The 18,402-nt window shown below is 62.6% G+C and carries 18 protein-coding genes; 11 read left to right on the forward strand and 7 right to left on the reverse strand.

All coding sequences use genetic code 11. The annotated features are described in order from the left end of the window. Positions 1–22 precede the first annotated feature (22 nt). The 4 genes from GRI69_RS06045 to GRI69_RS06060 all read left to right on the forward strand — a co-directional run bounded on the left by GRI69_RS06045 (position 23) and on the right by GRI69_RS06060 (position 3,225). Positions 23–571 (forward strand): DUF1285 domain-containing protein, encoded by a 549-nt coding sequence (locus tag GRI69_RS06045; protein WP_160727362.1) that lies wholly within the window; start codon positions 23–25, stop codon positions 569–571. Beyond that, positions 568–1,161: a CoA pyrophosphatase gene (locus GRI69_RS06050; RefSeq protein ID WP_160727363.1), complete on the forward strand. Its 594-nt coding sequence runs from the start codon at positions 568–570 to the stop codon at positions 1,159–1,161. Before GRI69_RS06045 ends, GRI69_RS06050 begins: the two co-directional genes overlap by 4 nt. Positions 1,162–1,182: 21 nt before the next feature. Further along, positions 1,183–2,358: a CCA tRNA nucleotidyltransferase gene (locus tag GRI69_RS06055; protein WP_160727364.1), complete on the forward strand. Its 1,176-nt coding sequence runs from the start codon at positions 1,183–1,185 to the stop codon at positions 2,356–2,358. Positions 2,359–2,610: 252 nt separating this feature from the next. After that, positions 2,611–3,225, forward strand: coding sequence for a hypothetical protein (locus tag GRI69_RS06060; protein ID WP_160727365.1), 615 nt, complete (start codon positions 2,611–2,613; stop codon positions 3,223–3,225). A gap of 65 nt (positions 3,226–3,290) precedes the next feature. On the opposite strand, the gene parC is transcribed toward GRI69_RS06060, so the two are convergent. Beyond that, positions 3,291–5,591 (reverse strand): DNA topoisomerase IV subunit A, encoded by a 2,301-nt coding sequence (parC, locus tag GRI69_RS06065; protein WP_160727366.1) that lies wholly within the window; start codon positions 5,589–5,591, stop codon positions 3,291–3,293. 101 nt (positions 5,592–5,692) lie between these two features. Here parC and GRI69_RS06070 point away from each other — a divergent pair, with 101 nt between their 5' ends. Both GRI69_RS06070 and GRI69_RS06075 read left to right on the forward strand, forming a co-directional pair. Further along, entirely contained in the window at positions 5,693–6,259 is a 567-nt protein-coding gene (locus tag GRI69_RS06070) for a type 1 glutamine amidotransferase domain-containing protein (RefSeq protein WP_160727367.1), read from the forward strand. A gap of 173 nt (positions 6,260–6,432) precedes the next feature. Then, a complete protein-coding gene (locus GRI69_RS06075) occupies positions 6,433–7,449 on the forward strand; it encodes a DUF4349 domain-containing protein (protein ID WP_237452965.1) in 1,017 nt (338 codons plus the stop codon). On the opposite strand, the gene GRI69_RS06080 is transcribed toward GRI69_RS06075, so the two are convergent. The 3 genes from GRI69_RS06080 to GRI69_RS06090 are packed head-to-tail and all read right to left on the reverse strand — an operon-like array spanning position 7,446 to position 9,852. Next, on the reverse strand, positions 7,446–7,772 hold the full coding sequence (locus GRI69_RS06080; RefSeq protein WP_160727368.1) for a 2Fe-2S iron-sulfur cluster-binding protein: 327 nt from the start codon (positions 7,770–7,772) through the stop codon (positions 7,446–7,448). The two genes, GRI69_RS06075 and GRI69_RS06080, sit on opposite strands and share 4 nt — an antisense overlap. Further along, positions 7,769–8,863, reverse strand: a complete 1,095-nt coding sequence (locus GRI69_RS06085; protein WP_160727369.1) for a cysteine desulfurase family protein — start codon at positions 8,861–8,863, stop codon at positions 7,769–7,771. Before GRI69_RS06085 ends, GRI69_RS06080 begins: the two co-directional genes overlap by 4 nt. After that, a complete protein-coding gene (locus GRI69_RS06090; RefSeq protein ID WP_237452966.1) occupies positions 8,860–9,852 on the reverse strand; it encodes a cysteine desulfurase family protein in 993 nt (330 codons plus the stop codon). The genes GRI69_RS06085 and GRI69_RS06090 overlap by 4 nt, the downstream gene beginning before the upstream one ends. 181 nt (positions 9,853–10,033) lie before the next feature. Here GRI69_RS06090 and GRI69_RS06095 point away from each other — a divergent pair, with 181 nt between their 5' ends. Next, positions 10,034–10,690 carry an alpha/beta hydrolase gene (locus tag GRI69_RS06095; protein WP_160727370.1) on the forward strand — a complete coding sequence of 219 codons (657 nt, stop codon included), beginning with the start codon at positions 10,034–10,036 and terminating at the stop codon, positions 10,688–10,690. A gap of 162 nt (positions 10,691–10,852) precedes the next feature. Next, on the forward strand, positions 10,853–11,536 hold the full coding sequence (locus GRI69_RS06100) for an energy transducer TonB (protein WP_160727371.1): 684 nt from the start codon (positions 10,853–10,855) through the stop codon (positions 11,534–11,536). An 18-nt stretch (positions 11,537–11,554) separates the two neighbouring features. On the opposite strand, the gene GRI69_RS06105 is transcribed toward GRI69_RS06100, so the two are convergent. Continuing rightward, positions 11,555–11,764 carry a hypothetical protein gene (locus GRI69_RS06105; protein WP_160727372.1) on the reverse strand — a complete coding sequence of 70 codons (210 nt, stop codon included), beginning with the start codon at positions 11,762–11,764 and terminating at the stop codon, positions 11,555–11,557. Positions 11,765–11,882: 118 nt separating this feature from the next. Between GRI69_RS06105 and GRI69_RS06110 the strand changes: the two genes are divergently transcribed. The 3 genes from GRI69_RS06110 (at position 11,883) to GRI69_RS06120 (ending at position 15,778) form a co-directional block, all read left to right on the forward strand. Continuing rightward, the gene (locus GRI69_RS06110; protein ID WP_160727373.1) at positions 11,883–12,266 is read left to right on the forward strand and encodes a DUF3597 domain-containing protein; all 384 of its coding nucleotides are present in this window, start codon (positions 11,883–11,885) and stop codon (positions 12,264–12,266) included. 36 nt (positions 12,267–12,302) lie between these two features. Next, positions 12,303–14,141, forward strand: a complete 1,839-nt coding sequence (locus GRI69_RS06115) for a DUF885 domain-containing protein (protein WP_160727374.1) — start codon at positions 12,303–12,305, stop codon at positions 14,139–14,141. Between the two features lie 65 nt (positions 14,142–14,206). After that, positions 14,207–15,778 carry a DUF1570 domain-containing protein gene (locus GRI69_RS06120; protein ID WP_160727375.1) on the forward strand — a complete coding sequence of 524 codons (1,572 nt, stop codon included), beginning with the start codon at positions 14,207–14,209 and terminating at the stop codon, positions 15,776–15,778. Here GRI69_RS06120 and GRI69_RS06125 read toward each other — a convergent pair. Continuing rightward, positions 15,747–16,655, reverse strand: a complete 909-nt coding sequence (locus GRI69_RS06125; RefSeq protein WP_337191033.1) for a glutaminyl-peptide cyclotransferase — start codon at positions 16,653–16,655, stop codon at positions 15,747–15,749. The genes GRI69_RS06120 and GRI69_RS06125 overlap by 32 nt on opposite strands. Before the next feature lie 84 nt (positions 16,656–16,739). Next, positions 16,740–18,329 carry a phosphoenolpyruvate carboxykinase gene (locus GRI69_RS06130; RefSeq protein ID WP_160727376.1) on the reverse strand — a complete coding sequence of 530 codons (1,590 nt, stop codon included), beginning with the start codon at positions 18,327–18,329 and terminating at the stop codon, positions 16,740–16,742. Positions 18,330–18,402: the final 73 nt, after the last annotated feature.

Below are 18,402 nucleotides of genomic sequence, written 5' to 3' on the forward strand. Positions count from 1 at the left end.
TCTGCCATCGGTCTTCCTACCGATGGTCTATACTCCGCCCCCAGAACTCGCCGGAATGTCGCTCGCCCAGATTGCCGAGGCGGTGGCCGAACGCCGCCTGCCTCCGGTAGAGCAGTGGTCCCCCGACAATGTCGACGACAGCCACATGAAGATTGAGGCGGACGGGACATGGCTTCATGACGGCAGCCCGATCAATCGCTCCGCGATGGTGCGCGCCTTTTCAGGCCTGCTCAACCGCGAGGATGACGGCAGCTACTGGCTGGTCGTGCCCTATCAGAAGCTCTCCATCGAAGTGGAGGACGCGTGTTTCATCGCGACCGACGTGAGCCGCAAGGACGGCGATCTGGCCTTTCGCCTCAACACCGACGAACTGGTGGTGGCCGGACCGGACAACCGGATTCGCGCGGCAGGCGATCCCGAACAGCCTGCGCTTTACGTCCACGTCCGGCGCGGCTGCGAAGCGCGGCTTGACCGTTCGACCTACGAACAGCTTGCGAGAATCGCGCTGGCTGAGGGCGAGGACTGGACCGTAACAAGCGGCGGGGAGAGCTTCTCGCTCCTGCCGGAATGAGCCGCCTGTTCGACCGCCTGACCGAACTGTTCGAGCAGGGCCATGCGCGCGATCTCGGCGATTTGCTGTCGGACGAACGCTTCGCCGATCGCGACCGGACCGCCGATGCCGCGGTCCTGATCGCGGTGACCGAACGCGAGAATCCCACTGTCCTCCTGACCCAGCGTCCGCGCACCATGCGCGACCACCCGGGTCAGGTCGCCTTTCCCGGCGGGAAGATCGACAAGGGCGAGGATGCGGTCGAGGCGGCACTGCGCGAAGCTTGGGAAGAACTCGGCATCGAGCGCGAAAAGGTACGCGTGATCGGTACCACCGATCGTTACCAGACCGGCACCGGCTTCGACATCACGCCCGTTCTCGCCACCGTCCCCGCAGACCTGCCCATCCGGCCCGACCCGCGCGAGGTGGAAAGCTGGTTCGAGGCACCGCTCGATCACCTGATGGACCCGGCCCGCTGGAACGAGAACGAGGTGTTCTGGAAGGGCGCGATGCGCCGCTATTACGAAATGGACCACCAAGGCTATCGCATCTGGGGCGTGACCGCGGCCATCTGCATCAATCTCTCGCGCCGTCTGGCGTGGTTCGACTGACCTGCTAAAGGGCGGCGCACGATGACCCGCCTTCCGTTAGCATCCTGGACCACACGCGAAGACCTCGCCCGGCTCGTCGAAGCCCTGGGCACCGACAACGCCCGCTACGTCGGCGGCGCGGTGCGCGACACTCTGTTCGGCAAGGACATCCACGATATCGATATCGCCACGCCGCTGCTTCCGGCCGAGGTGATCGATCGCTGCAGGGACGCCGGCATCCGCACCGTGCCCACAGGTATCGACCACGGCACCGTGACCGCGATCCTTCCCGATGGACCGGTGGAGATCACCACCCTGCGGCAGGATGTGTCAACCGACGGACGCCGCGCCACGGTCGCTTTTGCCAAGGACTGGCGGGAAGATGCCGCGCGGCGCGATTTCACGATCAACGCGCTTTACGCTCATCCCGAAAGCCTGGAGATCAGCGACTACTTCGACGGACTGCAGGACCTCGAGAAGGGCCGTGTGCGCTTCATCGGCGATGCTGCCGAGCGGATCCGTGAAGATCACCTGCGCATCCTGCGCTATTTCCGCTTCCAGGCCCGGTTCGGCGACGCGCTGGATGACGAGGCGGTCGCCGCCTGCCGGGAACTGGCCCATACGCTCAAAGGTCTCAGCCGCGAGCGGGTGGCGATGGAACTGCTCGCCATTCTCGCCCTGCCCGCGCCTTCGCCGACTATCGCCCTGATGAAGGAACTGGGCGTGCTCGAGGTGATATTGCCCGAATCGCGGGAGCGTGAGGCGGAAAGCCTGCACCGGCTAGTCCAGGCCGAGAGGAGCGAGGGTATCAAACCGGACCCGGTACGCCGTCTCGCAGCCCTGCTGCCGCCCATCGCGCGCATTGCCGAAAGCGTGGCCGCCCGGCTTCGCCTTTCGCGCCAGCAGCGCGCGCGGCTCGTCTGTGCCGCCGAACGGAAAGAGACGGACGCGGAAAACCCCAGAACCCTCGCCTATTACGAAGGTCTTGAAGGCGCGCGTGATCGCCTGCTTCTCCAAGGCGCAAGCCTCTCGCCTCTCGCGGGATGGGAAATACCCTCCCTGCCTCTCAAGGGCGGCGAGATCGTCGAGCGCGGGGTTGGCAAGGGCCCCCAGGTCGCGAAGATCCTGCAGGCGGTCGAGCGCCGCTGGGTCGACGAAGACTTCCCCGATCGGCCCCGCGTGCTCGAACTCCTCGAACAGGAACTCGCCGCCCGGTGATGCAACGCACAATCGCGTCTGGCGCCCGGTCGAACGGCTCCTTCATCTGCGCTTAAGCTGCAATGCAGCATAACGGGGGCCTAACGGTTGCCACCCGGCCACCGTCTTGGCATAGAGCATGTCGCTTCCCCTATCGGGGGCATGCGGCGTTTACCGGGACATCCACTCTCGTGCCGCTCTAACCACCAAATCCGCCTGCGGCGTGTTCCACGCGTTGCGGACGCGTAAGTTGATCATGTCTTGGAGATTATCATGAAATTCGCGAAGCTGGCCGTCGCCGCCGTCGCCCTTGCAGCAACCCCTGCCCTTGCCAACGACCAGGTCGTTGCCGGTGCCACCGTGAGCGGCCCCGAAGGCAATGCAGTCGGCACGATCGTTGCCGTCGAAAATGGCCAGGCGATCATCGATACCGGCAAGCACAAGGTTCCGCTGGCCGTCGACATGTATGGCGAAGGCGAAACCGGCCCGACCATCACCGTCACCAAGGCGCAGCTCGACAGCATGATGGACGCGCAGCTCGCCGAAGCTTCCGCCAAGCTTGACGCAGCTTTGGTGGTCGATGCTGCCGTGGTCAGCGCTGACGGCCAGCCGGTCGGCACCGTCTACACGATCGACACGGAAGACATGGTCATCGTGAAGAACGATGCCGGCATCATCACGCTGACCCGCGACAGCTTCACGCTGAGCCCGGTAGGTGCCCTGATGGCCCGCTACTCCGCTGCCGACATCGCCGCGAACACGACACCCGTGGCCGAAGGTGCAGAAATCCTCACCCCGGCACAGGCCCGTGCCAAGGCGGCTGGAACGGCTGCCGGTGCCGGAGCGACTGCTGGTGACGACGCTGTGTCGGCGACCAACCCGAACTGATCTTTTCCCTGGGAAACCAGGGTCGCAAGGGGCCGGGGGTGCCGCAAGGCGCCTCCGGTCTTTTTTTATGAGTCGAACCGGTTGTCGCGGGGGAAGCCCTGCGGCGGTAGCCTTCCTGCTCCGCCGCGCGCCACCTTCCACTGCCACATCTCGCCTTCGGTCCGCGTGCGGCCTTCCTTGCCGCCCATGGTCCAGCTGAGGCCCTCTTCCATCGTGAAGGTCGTGGCATCCGACAAGCCACCGTCGCGGTAGTTCTGCAGCTTGTTGCCCTGACCGCGCGACATCTGCGGCAGTTCTTCCAGGTTGAACACCACCAGCTTGCGGTTTTCGCCCACCACCGCGACATGGTCGTGACCCTGCTCGATCGGACGCACGACGCGCAGGACCGCATCGCCGGGCAGGTTCACCACCTGCCGGCCCTTGCGCGTCTCGGCGAGCAGTTCGTCGGTCACCGCGGCAAATCCCTTGCCCGTGCTGGCGGCCAGCAGCAGGCGCTTGCCCTTCTCATGGACCACCACGGCAATGATCTGCGCGCTGGTTTCGATGTCCAGCGTGTTGCGCACCGGTTCGCCGAAACCGCGTGCGCCGGGTAATTTGTCCGCCCCAAGCGTGAAGAAACGCCCGTTGTCGGCAGCCAGCAGCAGCTTGTCGGTCGTCTGCGCGTGGATCACGAAGGCGGGTCCATCGCCTTCCTTGTACTTGAAGTCCTGATCCAGCGGCAGGTGCCCCTTGGCCCCGCGGATCCAGCCCTTCTGCGACAGGATCACCGTAACCGGCTCCTTCTCGATCATCGCGTCCATGCTGAATTCGATTGCCGGGGCGGCCTCGGCGATGGTGGTGCGCCGCTTGCCGAGCGCGGTATCCTCGCCATATTCCTTGCGCAGGGCGTTCAGGTCACGCTTCAGCCGAGTACGCTGGCGGGCGGGCGAGCCGAGCAGCTTGTCGAGCTCGTCCTTCTCCTGGAGCAGTTCGTCCTTTTCATTGCGAAGCTGCATTTCCTCCAGCTTGCGCAAGCTGCGCAACCGCATGTTGAGGATCGCCTCGGCCTGCCGGTCGGTGAGCTTGAACTCCTCCATCATCAGCGGCTTGGGTTCGTCCTCGGTGCGGATGATCTCGATCACCCGGTCGAGGTTTAGGAAGGCGATGATATAGCCTTCGACCAGTTCCAGCCGCCGCGCGATCTGGTCCAGCCGGTGCTGGCTGCGGCGCTGCAGGATGCCGATCTGGCTGGCGATCCAGTTGTCGAGCAGTTCCTTCAGACCCATGACCATCGGCGTGCGCGAGTGGTCGAGCACGTTGAGGTTGAGGCCGAAGCGCGTTTCCATGTCGGTCAGCTTGTAGAGGCTTTCCTTCAGCAGCTCGGGATCGACATTGCGGCTGCGCGGGATCAGCACGATGCGGACCGCCGTGTCGCTTTCGTCGCGCACGTCTTCGAGGATGGGCAGCTTGCGGTCGCCGATGGCCGCGGCGATCTGTTCGATCAGCTTGCCCTTCTGGACCTGGTAGGGGATTTCGGAAATCACCAGCTGCCACTGGCCGCCGCCCAGTCGCTCGATCCCCGCCTCGCGGTCCTCGGCCTTTTCGGCCTCGGCCGCATGGAACCGGCCGCGCACACGGAAGCTGCCGCGTCCCGTCTCATAGGCGTGGCTGATCGTCTCCGTGCTTTCGGGCACGACGCCGCCGGTGGGGAAATCGGGCCCCTTGAACAGTTCCATCAGCCGCGCATGCTCGACATGCGGATTGTCGATCACCTCCAGCGTGGCATCGACGATCTCGGCCACATTGTGGCTGGGAATATTGGTCGCCATGCCCACTGCGATCCCGCTGGCCCCATTGGCCAGCAGGTTGGGGAAGAGGCCGGGCATGACCTCGGGCTCTTCTTCCTCGTTATTGTAGGTCGGGATGAAATCGACCGTCCCCGCGTCGAGGCCTTCCATCAGCCGCATCGCGGTCTTGGTCAAGCGCGCCTCGGTGTAGCGGTAGGCGGCGGCATTATCGCCGTCGATATTGCCGAAGTTCCCCTGCCCTTCGACCAGCGGATAACGCAGCGCGAAATCCTGCGCGAGGCGGACCATCGCGTCATAGGCCGCGGTGTCGCCATGCGGGTGGTACTTGCCGATCACCTCGCCGACCACGCGGGCCGATTTCTTGAACCCGCTGGCCGGGTCGAGCTTGAGCTGCCGCATGGTCCACAGCAGGCGGCGGTGGACCGGCTTCAGCCCGTCGCGCAAATCGGGCAGCGAACGTGCCGTGATCGTAGAGAGTGCATAGACGAGGTAGCGCTCGGACAGGGCGGAATCGAAGGGTGCATCGACGATGGCATCGAAGGGATCGGCGCCGGAATCGTCGGTCTTGGCAGTGGTCATGAGGCCCGCCCTATCAGAGCCACGGCTCGGCTGTCACCGCGGAACGGTGCGTCATCCCCACACGTTGCAAGGGTAACACCAAATCAAGGAGCATCCCCCTCATGACACATCACACAAAACGCGTAATGATCCTCGCCACCGACGGCTTCGAACAGTCCGAACTGATGAAGCCCAAGGCCAATCTGGAAGACGCCGGTTTCGAGACCACCGTCGTCAGCCTCGAGAAGGGCGAAATCAAGGGCTGGGACCAGAAGGACTGGGGCGACAGCGTCAAGGTCGACAAGACGGTCGACGAAGTTACCGACTGTTCCGGCTACGACGCGCTGCTGCTTCCCGGCGGCCAAATGAACCCCGACATCCTGCGCATGAACGAGCGCGCCGTCGCAATCGTCCGCGAATTCGGCATGTCGGACAAGCCGATCGCCGCCATCTGCCACGCCCCGTGGCTGCTCGCGGAAGCCGACCTGGTGAAAGGCAAGACCGTCACCAGCTGGCCTTCGATCCGCACCGATCTAAAGAATGCCGGCGCGAATGTGGTCGACAAGGAAGTCGCCATCGACGGCCAGTTGATCACCAGCCGCAATCCGGACGACATTCCGGCCTTTAGCAAGGCGCTGATCGAAATGCTCGGCGAAAGCGCAGACAAGCGCGAGCTTGAATCGGCATAACCCTCTAACTCAAAACACTTTCAAGGGCCCTGCCGCAACGTGTCGGCAGGGCCCTTTTCTTTGATCGAATTGACTCTACACCACATCAAGATATGTTGTAACATGCTTTAGCACTTGCAATTGCGGCATAAATAAGGCGACAATGAGGCAGAAATGTGGTGAGGAGAGATTCGATGATGAAACGTTCCTACTTGCTGACTGGTGTATTTGCCGTGGCACTGACCTCTTGCGGAGAGGCGGGATCGGACCAGGCAGTTTCCGAAAACGTGACGTCAATGGACATCGCCGAACCGCCGCAGCCCGAATACGGGTACTCGCAGGCCATGGGGGAAAGCTCGTCTCCGCGCGCCGTTTCTCCTCCGCCCCCTCCCCCAGCACCGCCAGCATCGGGCAGTTCGCAGGCAGGAAGCATGGACATTCCTCCCTCCGCAGGCAGCTCGGTCCCGGTCGGAATGCCGCAGGTCGCCTATAGCTATGCCTTCGGGTTCCGCGTCCCCGCCGCCCTCATCCGGCCGATGCAGGAAAAACATGCGGACATGTGCGAGGCCAAGGGCCCGCAGGCCTGCCGCATCGTCTCGATGAATTCGGGCGAGAACGAAGGCGACTATGCCTATGGCAGCCTTCAAGTCGCCATCGCCAGCGGGGAGGCGCGGACCTTCGGCAAGGCACTGACCGCTACGTCCGAAGGAATGAAGGGCGAACTCGTATCGTCGTCCATCGAGGGCGAAGATCTCTCCAAGCGGATCGTCGATACCGAGGCCCGGCTGCGCGCCCGCACGGTGCTGCGCGACCGCCTGATGGAAGTGCTGCGCAACCGCACGGGTACGGTGGCCGAGCTGGTCGAGGCCGAACGCGGGGTGGCGCAGGTCAATGAAGAGATCGACCAGGCCCGCAGCTGGCTCAACGAGATGCGCGGACGGGTCGCCTATTCGACCATGACGCTGGAATATGAAGCCGGTAAGCCCAGCGAAGGCGGCTTCGTCGATCCGATCCGGGACGCGTGGGGCTCGCTCGCCACCATATTCGGCAATCTGATCGCGATCCTAATGGTTGTCGGCCTCGTCATCCTTCCCATCGGCCTGCTGGTGTGGGGCGCGATCCGGCTATTCAAACGGATCGATTTCTTTTCTGGCGGAGGAAATAGCTGGATGCCGCCAAAGGCGGGACCGGAAGACAGCGGCCCCGACTAGCGGCTCATATCGTGGCTTTCGGCGGGGATGGTGACGGTCAGGCCGTCCAGTTCCTCGCCCAGCACGATCTGGCAGGAGAGGCGGCTGGTGCGGCGCACGCCGGCGGCGAGGTCGAGCATGTCCTCTTCCTCCTCGCTGGCTTCGGCAAGCCTGGCGAACCAGTCCTTGTCCACCACCACGTGGCAGGTCGAACAGGCCATCTGGCCTTCGCAGGTTCCTTCCAGCGGCATCCCCGCAGCCTGCGCCACGCGCAGCAGCGTGTCGCCCGCCTCGGCCTCGGCATCGACGCGCCCACCATCGGAAATGATGAAATGGACCTTCACAGGCTGCCCTGCGCCTTGGCCGCCTCGTTGATCACCTTGCCCGCTTCCTCGATCTCCTCGATCGTCGTGTAACGTCCGAAGCCGAGGCGGATCGAAGTCTTCGCAAGCTTCTTGGGCAGGCCGATCGCTTCCAGCACGTGGCTGGTGCGGCCCGATCCGCTGGCGCAGGCCGAACCGGCGGAGAACATCACGTCGCGGCATTCGCTCATCAGACGATTCACGTCGAGCCCCCCGCCATTGGGCCCGCGCGGACGGATGTTTAGGTTGCCGTGCCAGCGGGCCTCGGCGCTGCCGTTGAGCTCCCAGTCTTCGAAAATCTCGCGGGCGCGCTTCCACAGCTGTTCGATGTGTTCAGCATCCTGATCAAGCGCTTCATTCGCAAGCGCCGCAGCTGTTCCCATGCCCGCAATCAGGGCCGGTGAAAGCGTGCCGGAACGCAGGCCATGCTCCTGCCCGCCTCCGGTCTGCACTTCGTGAAGGTCCAGCCCGTCGCGAATCCACAGCGCGCCTACGCCCTTGGGCCCGTGGAATTTATGCGCCGAAATCGCGATCATGTCCGCGCCGGTCACCTCGATCTTGCCATAGGCCTGAACGGCGTCGCAAAAATACAGGGCGTTGTTTTCCTTGGCTTTCCTGTGCCATTCGAGGGTCGGCTGGATCGTGCCGATCTCGTTATTTACCTGCATCAGGCAGACCAGCCGCGTGTCGGCCGGAAGGTCCTGCTTGGTATTGCACTGCCCGTCCTTCGCGACATTGAGGACATGGCATTCGCCCGCATCGCGCGCAGTATCGAGCACGGCGGCATGCTCGATGGCGGAAACCGAGACCGTCCCGCCCTTCCCCGACCCCCGAATGGCAAGATTGATCGCCTCGGTCGCGCCCGAGGTGAAGATGACCTTCCCCCCTGCCGGGAACAGCGCCGCCACCTGCTCGCGCGCAAATTCCACCGCAGCCTTGGCCTGCCGGCCCAGCTTGTGCGGGCTATGCGGATTGCCGAAACCGGTACCGCCCGGCCCGTCGAGCCAGCGCAGCATCGTATCGCGCGCCTCGGGGGCAAGCGGAGTGGTGGCCTGATAGTCGAGGTAGATCATGCTTTCGCCAACTCAAGCCATACCTCGCAGAAGCGTTCCACTTCGGCGCGCGTTGTGTTCCAGCCGAAGGAGACGCGGATCGTGCGGTCGGCCACGTCGGATTCGACTTGCATGGCCTGGAGCACGTGGCTGGTCTTCATGGTACCACTCGAACAGGCGGAGCCTTGCGAGACGGAAATTCCCGCCATGTCGAAGCGCATGACCTGCGCGCTGCCGCTCATCTTCGGCATGGCGATGGCGCGGATATAGGGTGTCGGATCGGACAGCCGGTCAGACAGCCATGTACCGCCAAGGTCGCGGCATTCCTGCGCCAATTGGTCGAGCGATTCCAGGGTGGCCCTATCGAGGTAAGCATCGCCACAAGCCTCCAGTGCCGCCGCCAGGCCGAGCACACCGGGCAGGTTCTCGGTACCCCGCCTGTAGCCCCGCTCCTGTCCGCCTGCGGGCTCCAACATGGTGAAATTCTTCACCAGCAACGCGCCCACACCGATTGGCCCGCCGAACTTGTGGGCAGATATGATCGCCATGTCGGCGTGCGGAAGCGCAAACTTGCCCGCGCCTTGCGCGCAATCGGCGAGCAGCAATCCCCCAGCCCCGTGGACACGCTCCGCAATCGCGGCGAGATCCTGCCTATTTCCGGTTTCGGAATTTACCTGTTGGGCGGCGACGAGCGGCCGTTCTCGCTGCACGGCCTCGTCCAGAGTTTCGAAGTCGAGCGCTCCGTCGGGCAGCACCGGCAGCCGCTCGGCATCGGGCGCAGCCTTTAGAATCGCATCATGCTCGACAGCTGAAACCAGCCGAGCCCCCGTTTTTGCGTGACCCAGCGCAAGCGCCGCCGCCTCGCTCGCTCCGGAGGTGAAGATGACCTCCCCATCCCATCCGAGCGCCCGCTTCACGCGCTCGCGTGCATCCTCCAGCGCCGCCCTCGCCTTGCGACCTTCGGCGTGCGGACTGCTCGGATTGGCCCAGAGCGCAAAGCCTTCTTCCATCGCGCGCCTCGCCTCTGGGCGCAGCGGCGTGGTGGCGGCATGATCGAGATATATGCGTGTCGGGACGGGACGTGCTCGAAATAATTGCGAAACGGAGACAAAACCCTATATAGCGCGCAACCTCGTGCAAGCCCCCTTCGGGGCCAGCGCCCCGAAAATTTCTGCCAGGGTACCTCTCCGCATGCCGACCGTGATCTTTCCCGGCCCAGAAGGCCGCCTCGAAGGCCGTTTCTCTCCCGGACCTCGCCCGCGCGCACCTGTTGCGATGATTCTCCATCCCCACCCGCAGGGCGGCGGTACGATGAACGAGCAGATCACGCAGCGGCTGTACAAGACCTTCGTCAACCGCGGCTTCGCCACGCTGCGCTTCAACTTTCGCGGCGTCGGCCGCAGCCAGGGCAGCTTCGACAATGGCGTCGGCGAATTGTCCGACGCTGCCAGCGCTCTCGACTGGGTGCAGCAGGTTCATCCAGAAGCGCAGGTGACCTGGATCGCTGGCGTCAGCTTCGGTTCGCTGATCGGCATGCAACTGCTGATGCGCCGCCCGGAAATCCGCGGATGGATCAGCATCGGCGCCCCGGCGAGCATGTACGATTTCTCCTTCCTCGCGCCCTGCCCGGCCTCCGGGATTTTCATCCACGGCGCGCAGGACACGGTGGTGCAGCCCAACGCGGTGACCAAGCTGGTCGAAAAGCTGCGCACGCAGAAGCACATTACCGTGCATCACGAAGAAATCCCGCGCGCAAACCACTTCTTCGAAAACGAGCAGGAAGAACTGATGAAGTCGGTCGACAATTATCTCGACTTCCGCCTCGATCCGGCTTGCCCGATCACCTGAGAGCGATCACGCAATTACGAATGCTTCAAAGGGCCCGCCTGTCGGGCCCTTTTTTGTGCGCAAACTCCTTCGGTTGCATTCCGAAACGCGAAAAGCCTTGCTTGCAATTTGTCATGTTGTAACATCGCTAATAATAAGAGTCGCAAGGAAGAGGAACCGACTATGTCATTCGTAGATCAGAAAAGAGGGCCGTCCCCCACGGGCATTGCCAGTGCGATCATCGTGCAGGCCGCCATAGGTGCGGCGGTCATCACCGGCCTGTCTGTGGCAGGAGGAGTTGTCGACCCTCCTGAGATTCTGGACACTTGGGATGTGAGGCCTACCCCGCCACCCGAGCCAGTCCAACCCCCGGAACCAGAAGTAAAGCCGGATGTGCGCCCAGAAGTTACAACCGAGTTGCCGGTGATCATCCCCAAGCCGGAGTTCGATTTCGACCAGATTCAACCGACTTACGACTCGACGGAATTGGCTTTGGATCGTCCCCTGGTCATAGAACCCGGGCCCGTCAGCGAGAAGCCTCCCGCACCGCCGGCACCAGTGCCAACATTCGATTCAGTGTCAGCCAAGCCGCGCAACGATCCGGGCAATTGGCTCAGCGATCGGGATTACAAGTCGGCCTGGGCCCGACGCGAACTGACCGGCGTGGCAAGCTTCCGGCTCGACATCGCCGCAACGGGCAGGGTTACGGGCTGCCGGATCACCGGTTCGACCGGGCATTCCGAGCTTGATCAGGCGACTTGTTCGCTGATCCAGCGCCGGGCCCGCTTCGAACCTGCCCGGGGCAGCAATGGCGAACCGGTGGCGGGCAGCTTCAGCTCATCCGTGCGCTGGCAACTGCCCAACTGACTTCGCCTCGGGTATTCGTCACTGCGAGCCCCGTTCGACCTTTTCGAGCGGGGCTTCCCCGTCTGCGGCAGGCACCGTCCATATCGCCACATTGACCAGCGCCACCAGCGCCAGGATCACCATCAGCATGGCATTCTTCATGTTACCCGAGCGGCGCCACAGAAAAAAGGCACCGAAGAAGAGAGCTATTGCCGCAAGGACGACGATGGACAGGACAACATCTAGCATTCGGCAAGCCTAGCCGCCCCGGGCCGATTCGGGGAAGCGCAGGAACGCGGCTTCCCGACCGGAGTTGAGGGAGGAACGATGCGGCACCAGTCGCAACCATAAAAGGCAAAACGACATCATGGGTATTTTCAGCAGCATCAAGGACGCGATTTTTCGGACGGAATCCGAAGTAAAAGCGGCCCCCGTCGACAGGCACCCGGCCCCCGCGACTGCCCCTGCCGCAAAACCAGCTACACAGCGTGAGGCGGCGCCTATGATCGATGTCGAGAACCATCTCGATACCATGCCCGGCGCGGATCGTCTCAACTGGCGCACTTCCATCGTCGACCTGATGAAGTTGATCGGCGTCGATCCCAGCTACGAAAACCGCAAGGCGCTGGCACAGGAGCTTGGCCGCGAGGATTATTCGGGCGATGCGGAAGACAATGTCTGGCTGCACAAGCGCACCATGCGCGAACTTTCGGCGAGCGGCGGCAAGGTCCCGCCCGAATATCTCGATTGATTTGACAGGTTTAGGCGGGTCCCCCACACATCCCGCATGAACAGATACAGCTTCGACGCCAGCCGCCGCCAGGTCCTCGCCGGACTTGGTGCGACCACCGCCCTCACCCTGTCAGGTTGCGCCACCATGCCTCGCCAGGCCGGTGGGCAGAGCGCGGAAGCGCTGCTGGAGGATATCGCCTACAATTTGCTCGAGCATGAGCCCGAGCGCGCGACCGGCCTGGGCGTCGACACCGGGCAATATGCCTATCTGCGCAGCCGACTGGAAGACCAGTCGCCCGCCGGCCAGCAGGCTTATGCCGACACGCTAAGGAGCGATCTTGCCCGACTGCGTGCTTTCCCGCGCGATGGGCTGGACAGCGAAAACCTCACCAATATCGAGGTAGTCGAAAGCGCCTACCAGCTTGCGCTGGACGGCTTCGCCCTGCCCTATGGTGACACGCCGGTCGGCAACTGGCGCACGGCCCCCTATGCTGTGATCCAGAATGTCGGCGAATATATCGGTCTGCCGCGCTTCATGCAGTCGACTCACATGGTCGAAACTTCCGCCGATGCCGATGCCTATGTCGATCGCCTCGAACAGGTTCCCGCGACATTCGACGGCGAACTTGCCCGCATCCGATCCGCACGCGGCATGGGTGTGGTCCCGCCCGACTTCCTGCTCGACAAGACGATCGTACAGATGGAGCAGACCATCGCCAGCGCTGGCAAAGGCGAGCTTTTCGCCGCCGACCTGCGCAGCAAGCTTGCAGACGCAGGCCTGGCCGAAACCCACGCCGACCGGGCCCTTGCACTCGAGACCGGGCCCATCGCCGAGGCCCTTTCGCGCCAGCTTGGCGAACTGAAAGCCGAGCGTGCAGTCGCCACCGGTGATCCGGGCATTTCGGCGCGTCCCAATGGCGATGAATTCTACGCTTGGGCGCTGCGCAACAGCACCACGACCACGCTCTCGCCCGATGAAGTCCACCGGCAAGGACTGGCAGAACTCGAGGGGCTTCACGCGCGCATGGACCCCATCCTGCGCAAGATCGGCTATACCGACGGCAGCGTGGGCCAGCGCATGACCGCTCTGTCGGAAGACCCGCGCTACAAGTTCGCCGAGGGCGATGCGGGCCGCGAACAGATCATGGAATTCATCGACGAGCGCATAGAATGGATCCGCGCGCAGATGCCGCGCGCCTTCAACACGCTGGTCGATCCTAATCTTGAAGTCGTCCGGATACCGCCCGCCGAGGAAGCCGGGGCTCCAGGCGCCTATGGCGGCGCGGGCAGCAAGGACGGAACAATTCCGGGTCGCTTCTGGATCAACCTGCGCAGCACCGACCTGCACCGCAAATACGATCTCGCCGATCTCACCTATCATGAGACCATCCCGGGCCACGTCTGGGAGGGCGAATATTCGAACCGCCTGCCGCTCATCCGCTCGATCCTGGCCTTCAATCCGTTCAGCGAAGGCTGGGCGCTTTATGGTGAGCAGATCGCCGACGAGCTTGGGGCATATGACGGCTTCGAGGTGGGCCAGCTCGGCTACCTGCAGAGCCTCGCCTTCCGTGCCTGCCGCATGGTGGTCGATACTGGCCTCCACTCCAAGGGCTGGAGCCGCCAGCAAGGCCGCCAGTTCTTCATCGAACGCAACGGATCCAAGCCCGAGGAAGTCCAGAGCGAAGTCGATCGCTACTGCAGCTGGCCCGGCCAGGCGACCGGCTACAAGCTCGGCCACAGCCGCATCGTATCGCAGCGCGAACGCGCGCAACGCGAGCTAGGCTCGGCTTACGACTTCAAGGCATTCAACGACGCTGTGGTCCTGGGCGGGAACGCACCGATGAACGTGATGGAACGCAATGTGGGCAGGTATATCGCCAATACGCGAAGTTAACTCTGACCCCCTTTCAGTATCCGATCTGCTTGCTATGGTAATGCGGACATTGAAGGGGGTTGAGGATGAAATTGCGGGTCGCTTTTCTGGCTATGATTGCCGCTGCTGCTTCGCCTGTGCAGGCGAAATGGTACGAGGCGAGTAGCGAACACTTCGTTATTTATGCCGATGATAGCGAGAATGACGTTCGCGAGTTCGCAGAGAATCTGGAAAAATACCATTCGGCGATGGCGCTGGTGAGCGGTCGCTCCGTAGTGACCCCAAGTCCGTCCAATCGCGTGACGATCTTCGTGGTCGGAAGCCAGCGCGATATCCGCAAGCTCGCGGGGTCGGACAGCGATACGATCGCCGGGTTCTACGTTCCGCGAGCGGGCGCCTCGCGCGCATTCGTGCAGGACATTCGCAATCGGAGTAACGGTTATCCCGACTTCTCGACCATTATTCTGCTTCACGAATACGCGCATCACTTCCTGATTGGCAGTTTCCGCTACGCGATGCCTCGTTGGATGAGCGAAGGCGCGGCAGAATTCTTCGCGTCGGCCGGGTTCAACAAGGACGGCAGCGTCCAGATCGGTCGCCCCGCAATGCACCGCGCAGGCGAACTGCATCATGCCGACGATGTGTCGGTCCACGAACTGCTGGATGCGGAACTATACGAACAGCGCCGAGGCAAAGGGTACGATGCTTTCTACGGCATGAGCTGGGCCCTGTATCACTATCTGACATTCAGCGAAGAGCGCAGTGGCCAGTTGGGCGAGTACTCGGGCCTTGTGATGAGGGGGAAAAGTTCGCTCGAGGCTGCGCACGAAGCTTTCGGCGATATCGACAGGCTCGACAAGGAAATCGAACGCTATCTCAGGCAACGAAGAATGTTCAATATCAAGCTCCCGCCTGAGAGAATTTCATATGGCCCGATAACGCTGCGTGAACTTCCCGAAGGCGAGGCGGAGATGATGGACGTCCGCATTGTTTCTCAGCGCGGCGTTACCCGGGAACAGGCGCTAGAGCTCTTGGTCGATGCGCGCGAAGTCGCAGAAAAATTTCCCGGTGATGCGGGCGTGCTTACAGCACTCGCCGAAGCGGAATACGATGCTGGCAATGATGATGAAGCGATCGCTGCGGCTGACCGCGCAATCGCCATCGATCCGATGCGTCCAAATGCCTATGTCCAGAAAGGCTATGCGCTGTTCCGAAAGGCTGAAGATGCTGACGATGTCGAAGCAGCCTATGCCGAGGCCATGGAGGCATTCAGTGCGCTCAACAAGATCGAAAACGATCATCCGCTTCCGCTGATTTACTATTACCGCAGCTTTATCGAGCGCGGCGTCCGTCCGAGTGAAAATGCGCGGCATGCGCTTGAACGGGCCTCGCAGCTTGCACCCTTCGATCAGGGCCTCGCATTAAACACTGCGATGATGTTTGCCGAAGAGGGCAAGATCGATGTTGCCAGGTTCACCCTAGAGCCGCTCGCTGCCAATCCGCACGGCGGGCCTTTGGCCGGACAGGCGAAAGAATATCTGGAAGCCCTGGAACCGGTGGCGGAAGGCACTTCCTGGCATCCTTCGTCACCTGAACTTTCGGACGCGGTTGCCGCGGCAGCGGAGCTCAAGGATGGCGATGAAGCAGCGAAGGACTAATGCAATTTACCTTGGCGTCGGTCTCCGCCAGTCGTATCTCGTAAAGCTTCGGCCACAGCTTGCCGGTGACGAACAAGCGGCGGTTCTCGGCGTCCCAAGCGATGCCATTTAGGACTGCGTCAGTGCCTGTGACCGGTATTGTCTCTACAAGATCACGCAGGTCGATCAGCTTTTTTACCGCTCCGTCAGCTGGATCGATCGCCACGATGAAGGGCGCCTGCCAGACGTTGGCGTAGATCAGGCCGTCGATCATCTCGAGTTCGTTGAGGCGGCGCAGGGGCCGTCCGTTTAGCGTTACCACGATCGTGCGGCGCACTTCGTAGGTTTCAGGATCCAGCACACGCAAGGTCGCGCTTCCGTCAGAGTGGATCAATCCTTCTGCGGATGAGGTCAGCCCCCACCCTTCGAGCGGATAGTCTTCACGCGAAGATAGGGGCTCGAGCGTATCGGCATCCCAACGATGAATCGCCCCGTCCCGCCAGGTCAGGCTGACGAATTCGTCTTCCCACAGGGCGATGCCCTCGCCGAACTGGTCTGCCGGGATGGCGCGTTCCTGCGTCGTCTCGCCGGTTTCCAGATCGACCTCTCGCACGACTGACTGCCCTTCCTGGCCCGTGCTTTCGAAAAGAGAGCCGTCGTGCCAGAGGAGCCCCTGAGTGAAAGCGCCGCTATCGTGCGGGTAGGTCGCGACAATTTCGGCCCGATAGACCGTAGGACCGGAATATTGCTCTTCGACTGCCGAAGTCGCCGGGGTTGCAGCCTCCTGCGCAAACGATGGTGCGCAGGCGAGCGCGGCAAAGGCCAGCAGGGAAATGCGCAGTTTCATCATCTTGCCTTGGCCAAGATCATCTGAGCGCAGGATGAAGCATTCGCGCACAAATTAAAGCCCCCGGTCCGCACTTCGTGAGCGCGGCCGGGGGTCTCCTCTCCAACTCTCTGCCCGATCGAGCGGGCTATATGGTCAAGCGGCTTCGGGAGCCGCGTCGCGTACGCCCTGGTCCACATGGGCAGCGAAGGGTTCGAAATTGTTGACGAACAGCTGCACCAGCTTCTGCGCGGCACGGTCGTATTCGTCCTTGTCCGCCCAGGTTGTACGCGGATCGAGGATCTGGCTGTCCACGCCAGGAACGCTGACCGGCACTTCGAAGCCGAAATTCGGGTCCTTGCGGAAATCGGCGTCGTTCAGGCTGCCCTCGAGCGCGGCATTGAGCAGCGCACGGGTGGCCTTGATCGGCATGCGCTGGCCCACGCCGTACTTTCCGCCGGTCCAGCCGGTATTGACCAGCCAGCACTGCGCGCCGCCTTCGGCAATGCGCTTCTTGAGGAGGTTGCCGTAGACACTCGGATGGCGCGGCATGAAAGGAGCACCGAAGCAGGTGCTGAAAGTGGCTTCCGGCTCGGTCACGCCGATTTCGGTCCCGGCGACCTTGGCGGTATAGCCCGACAGGAAGTGGTACATCGCCTGGTCAGGCGTGAGACGTGCGATCGGAGGCAGCACGCCAAAGGCATCGGCGGTAAGCATGATCACATTGCTGGGCGGCGGGCCCATGTTCTCTTCCGAGGTGTTCGGGATCGAGGACAGCGGATAGGCACCTCGGGTGTTTTCTGCGAGGCTGTTGTCGTCGAGATCGATCTCGCCATTCTCGTCCATGACCACGTTTTCGAGCACGGTGTTTTCCATGCGAGTGGTGGCGTAGATTTCGGGCTCGGCCTCGGGATTGAGGCGGATCATCTTGGCGTAGCAACCACCTTCGAAATTGAAGACCGCCGTGTCCGACCAGCCGTGTTCGTCATCGCCGATCAGAGTGCGGCTGGCATCGGCTGACAGCGTGGTCTTGCCGGTACCGGACAGGCCGAAGAACACCGCGCTCTTGCCGTCCGGGCCGATGTTGGCCGAACAGTGCATCGGCATCACGCCCTGCGGCGGCAGGAGATAGTTGAGGATGCCGAAGACGCTTTTCTTCATTTCGCCGGCATATTTGGTGCCGCCAATGAGGATCAACTTTTCCTCCAGATTGACTGCGATCACCGTCTCGCTGCGGCAGCCGTGACGCTCCGGATCGGCCTTGAAACTGGGCAGGTCGATGATCGTGTATTCGGGCACGAAGCCTTGCAGTTCGGCCGCAGTCGGGCGCACCAGCAGCGTACGGATGAACTGGTTGTGCCAGGCAAGCTCGTTGATGACGCGCACGTTGACGCGGTATTCCGGCTGCGATCCGCCGAAAAGATCTGCCACGAACAGCTCGCCCTTGTCGGCGACCGCCTTCATGAAATCCTCTTTCAGCGCGGCGAAATGCTCCGGCGTCATGGAAGCATTGTTGTCCCACCAAACCGTGTCTTCGGTTTCGGCATTGCGGACGATGAACTTGTCCTTCGCACTGCGCCCGGTGTGCTTGCCGGTTTCGACGACCAGTGGACCGTGCTTCGCGCGGCGCCCTTCGCCGCGTTCGAGTGCGGCGGCGGTCAATTCTTCCGACGTCAGGTTGGGGTGAATAGTTGCAGCAGTCTCGATGCCCTGCGCGGCAAGCGAGTGGGAAAGCTCGGTAGTCACTGAAATCTCCAGCGCAAATTAAGCGGGTTCGGTGTCGTGAATCGCCACGCATACGAATGCGCGCCCTTCGACC

Source organism: Qipengyuania vulgaris (assembly GCF_009827325.1).
GTDB lineage: Bacteria > Pseudomonadota > Alphaproteobacteria > Sphingomonadales > Sphingomonadaceae > Qipengyuania > Qipengyuania vulgaris.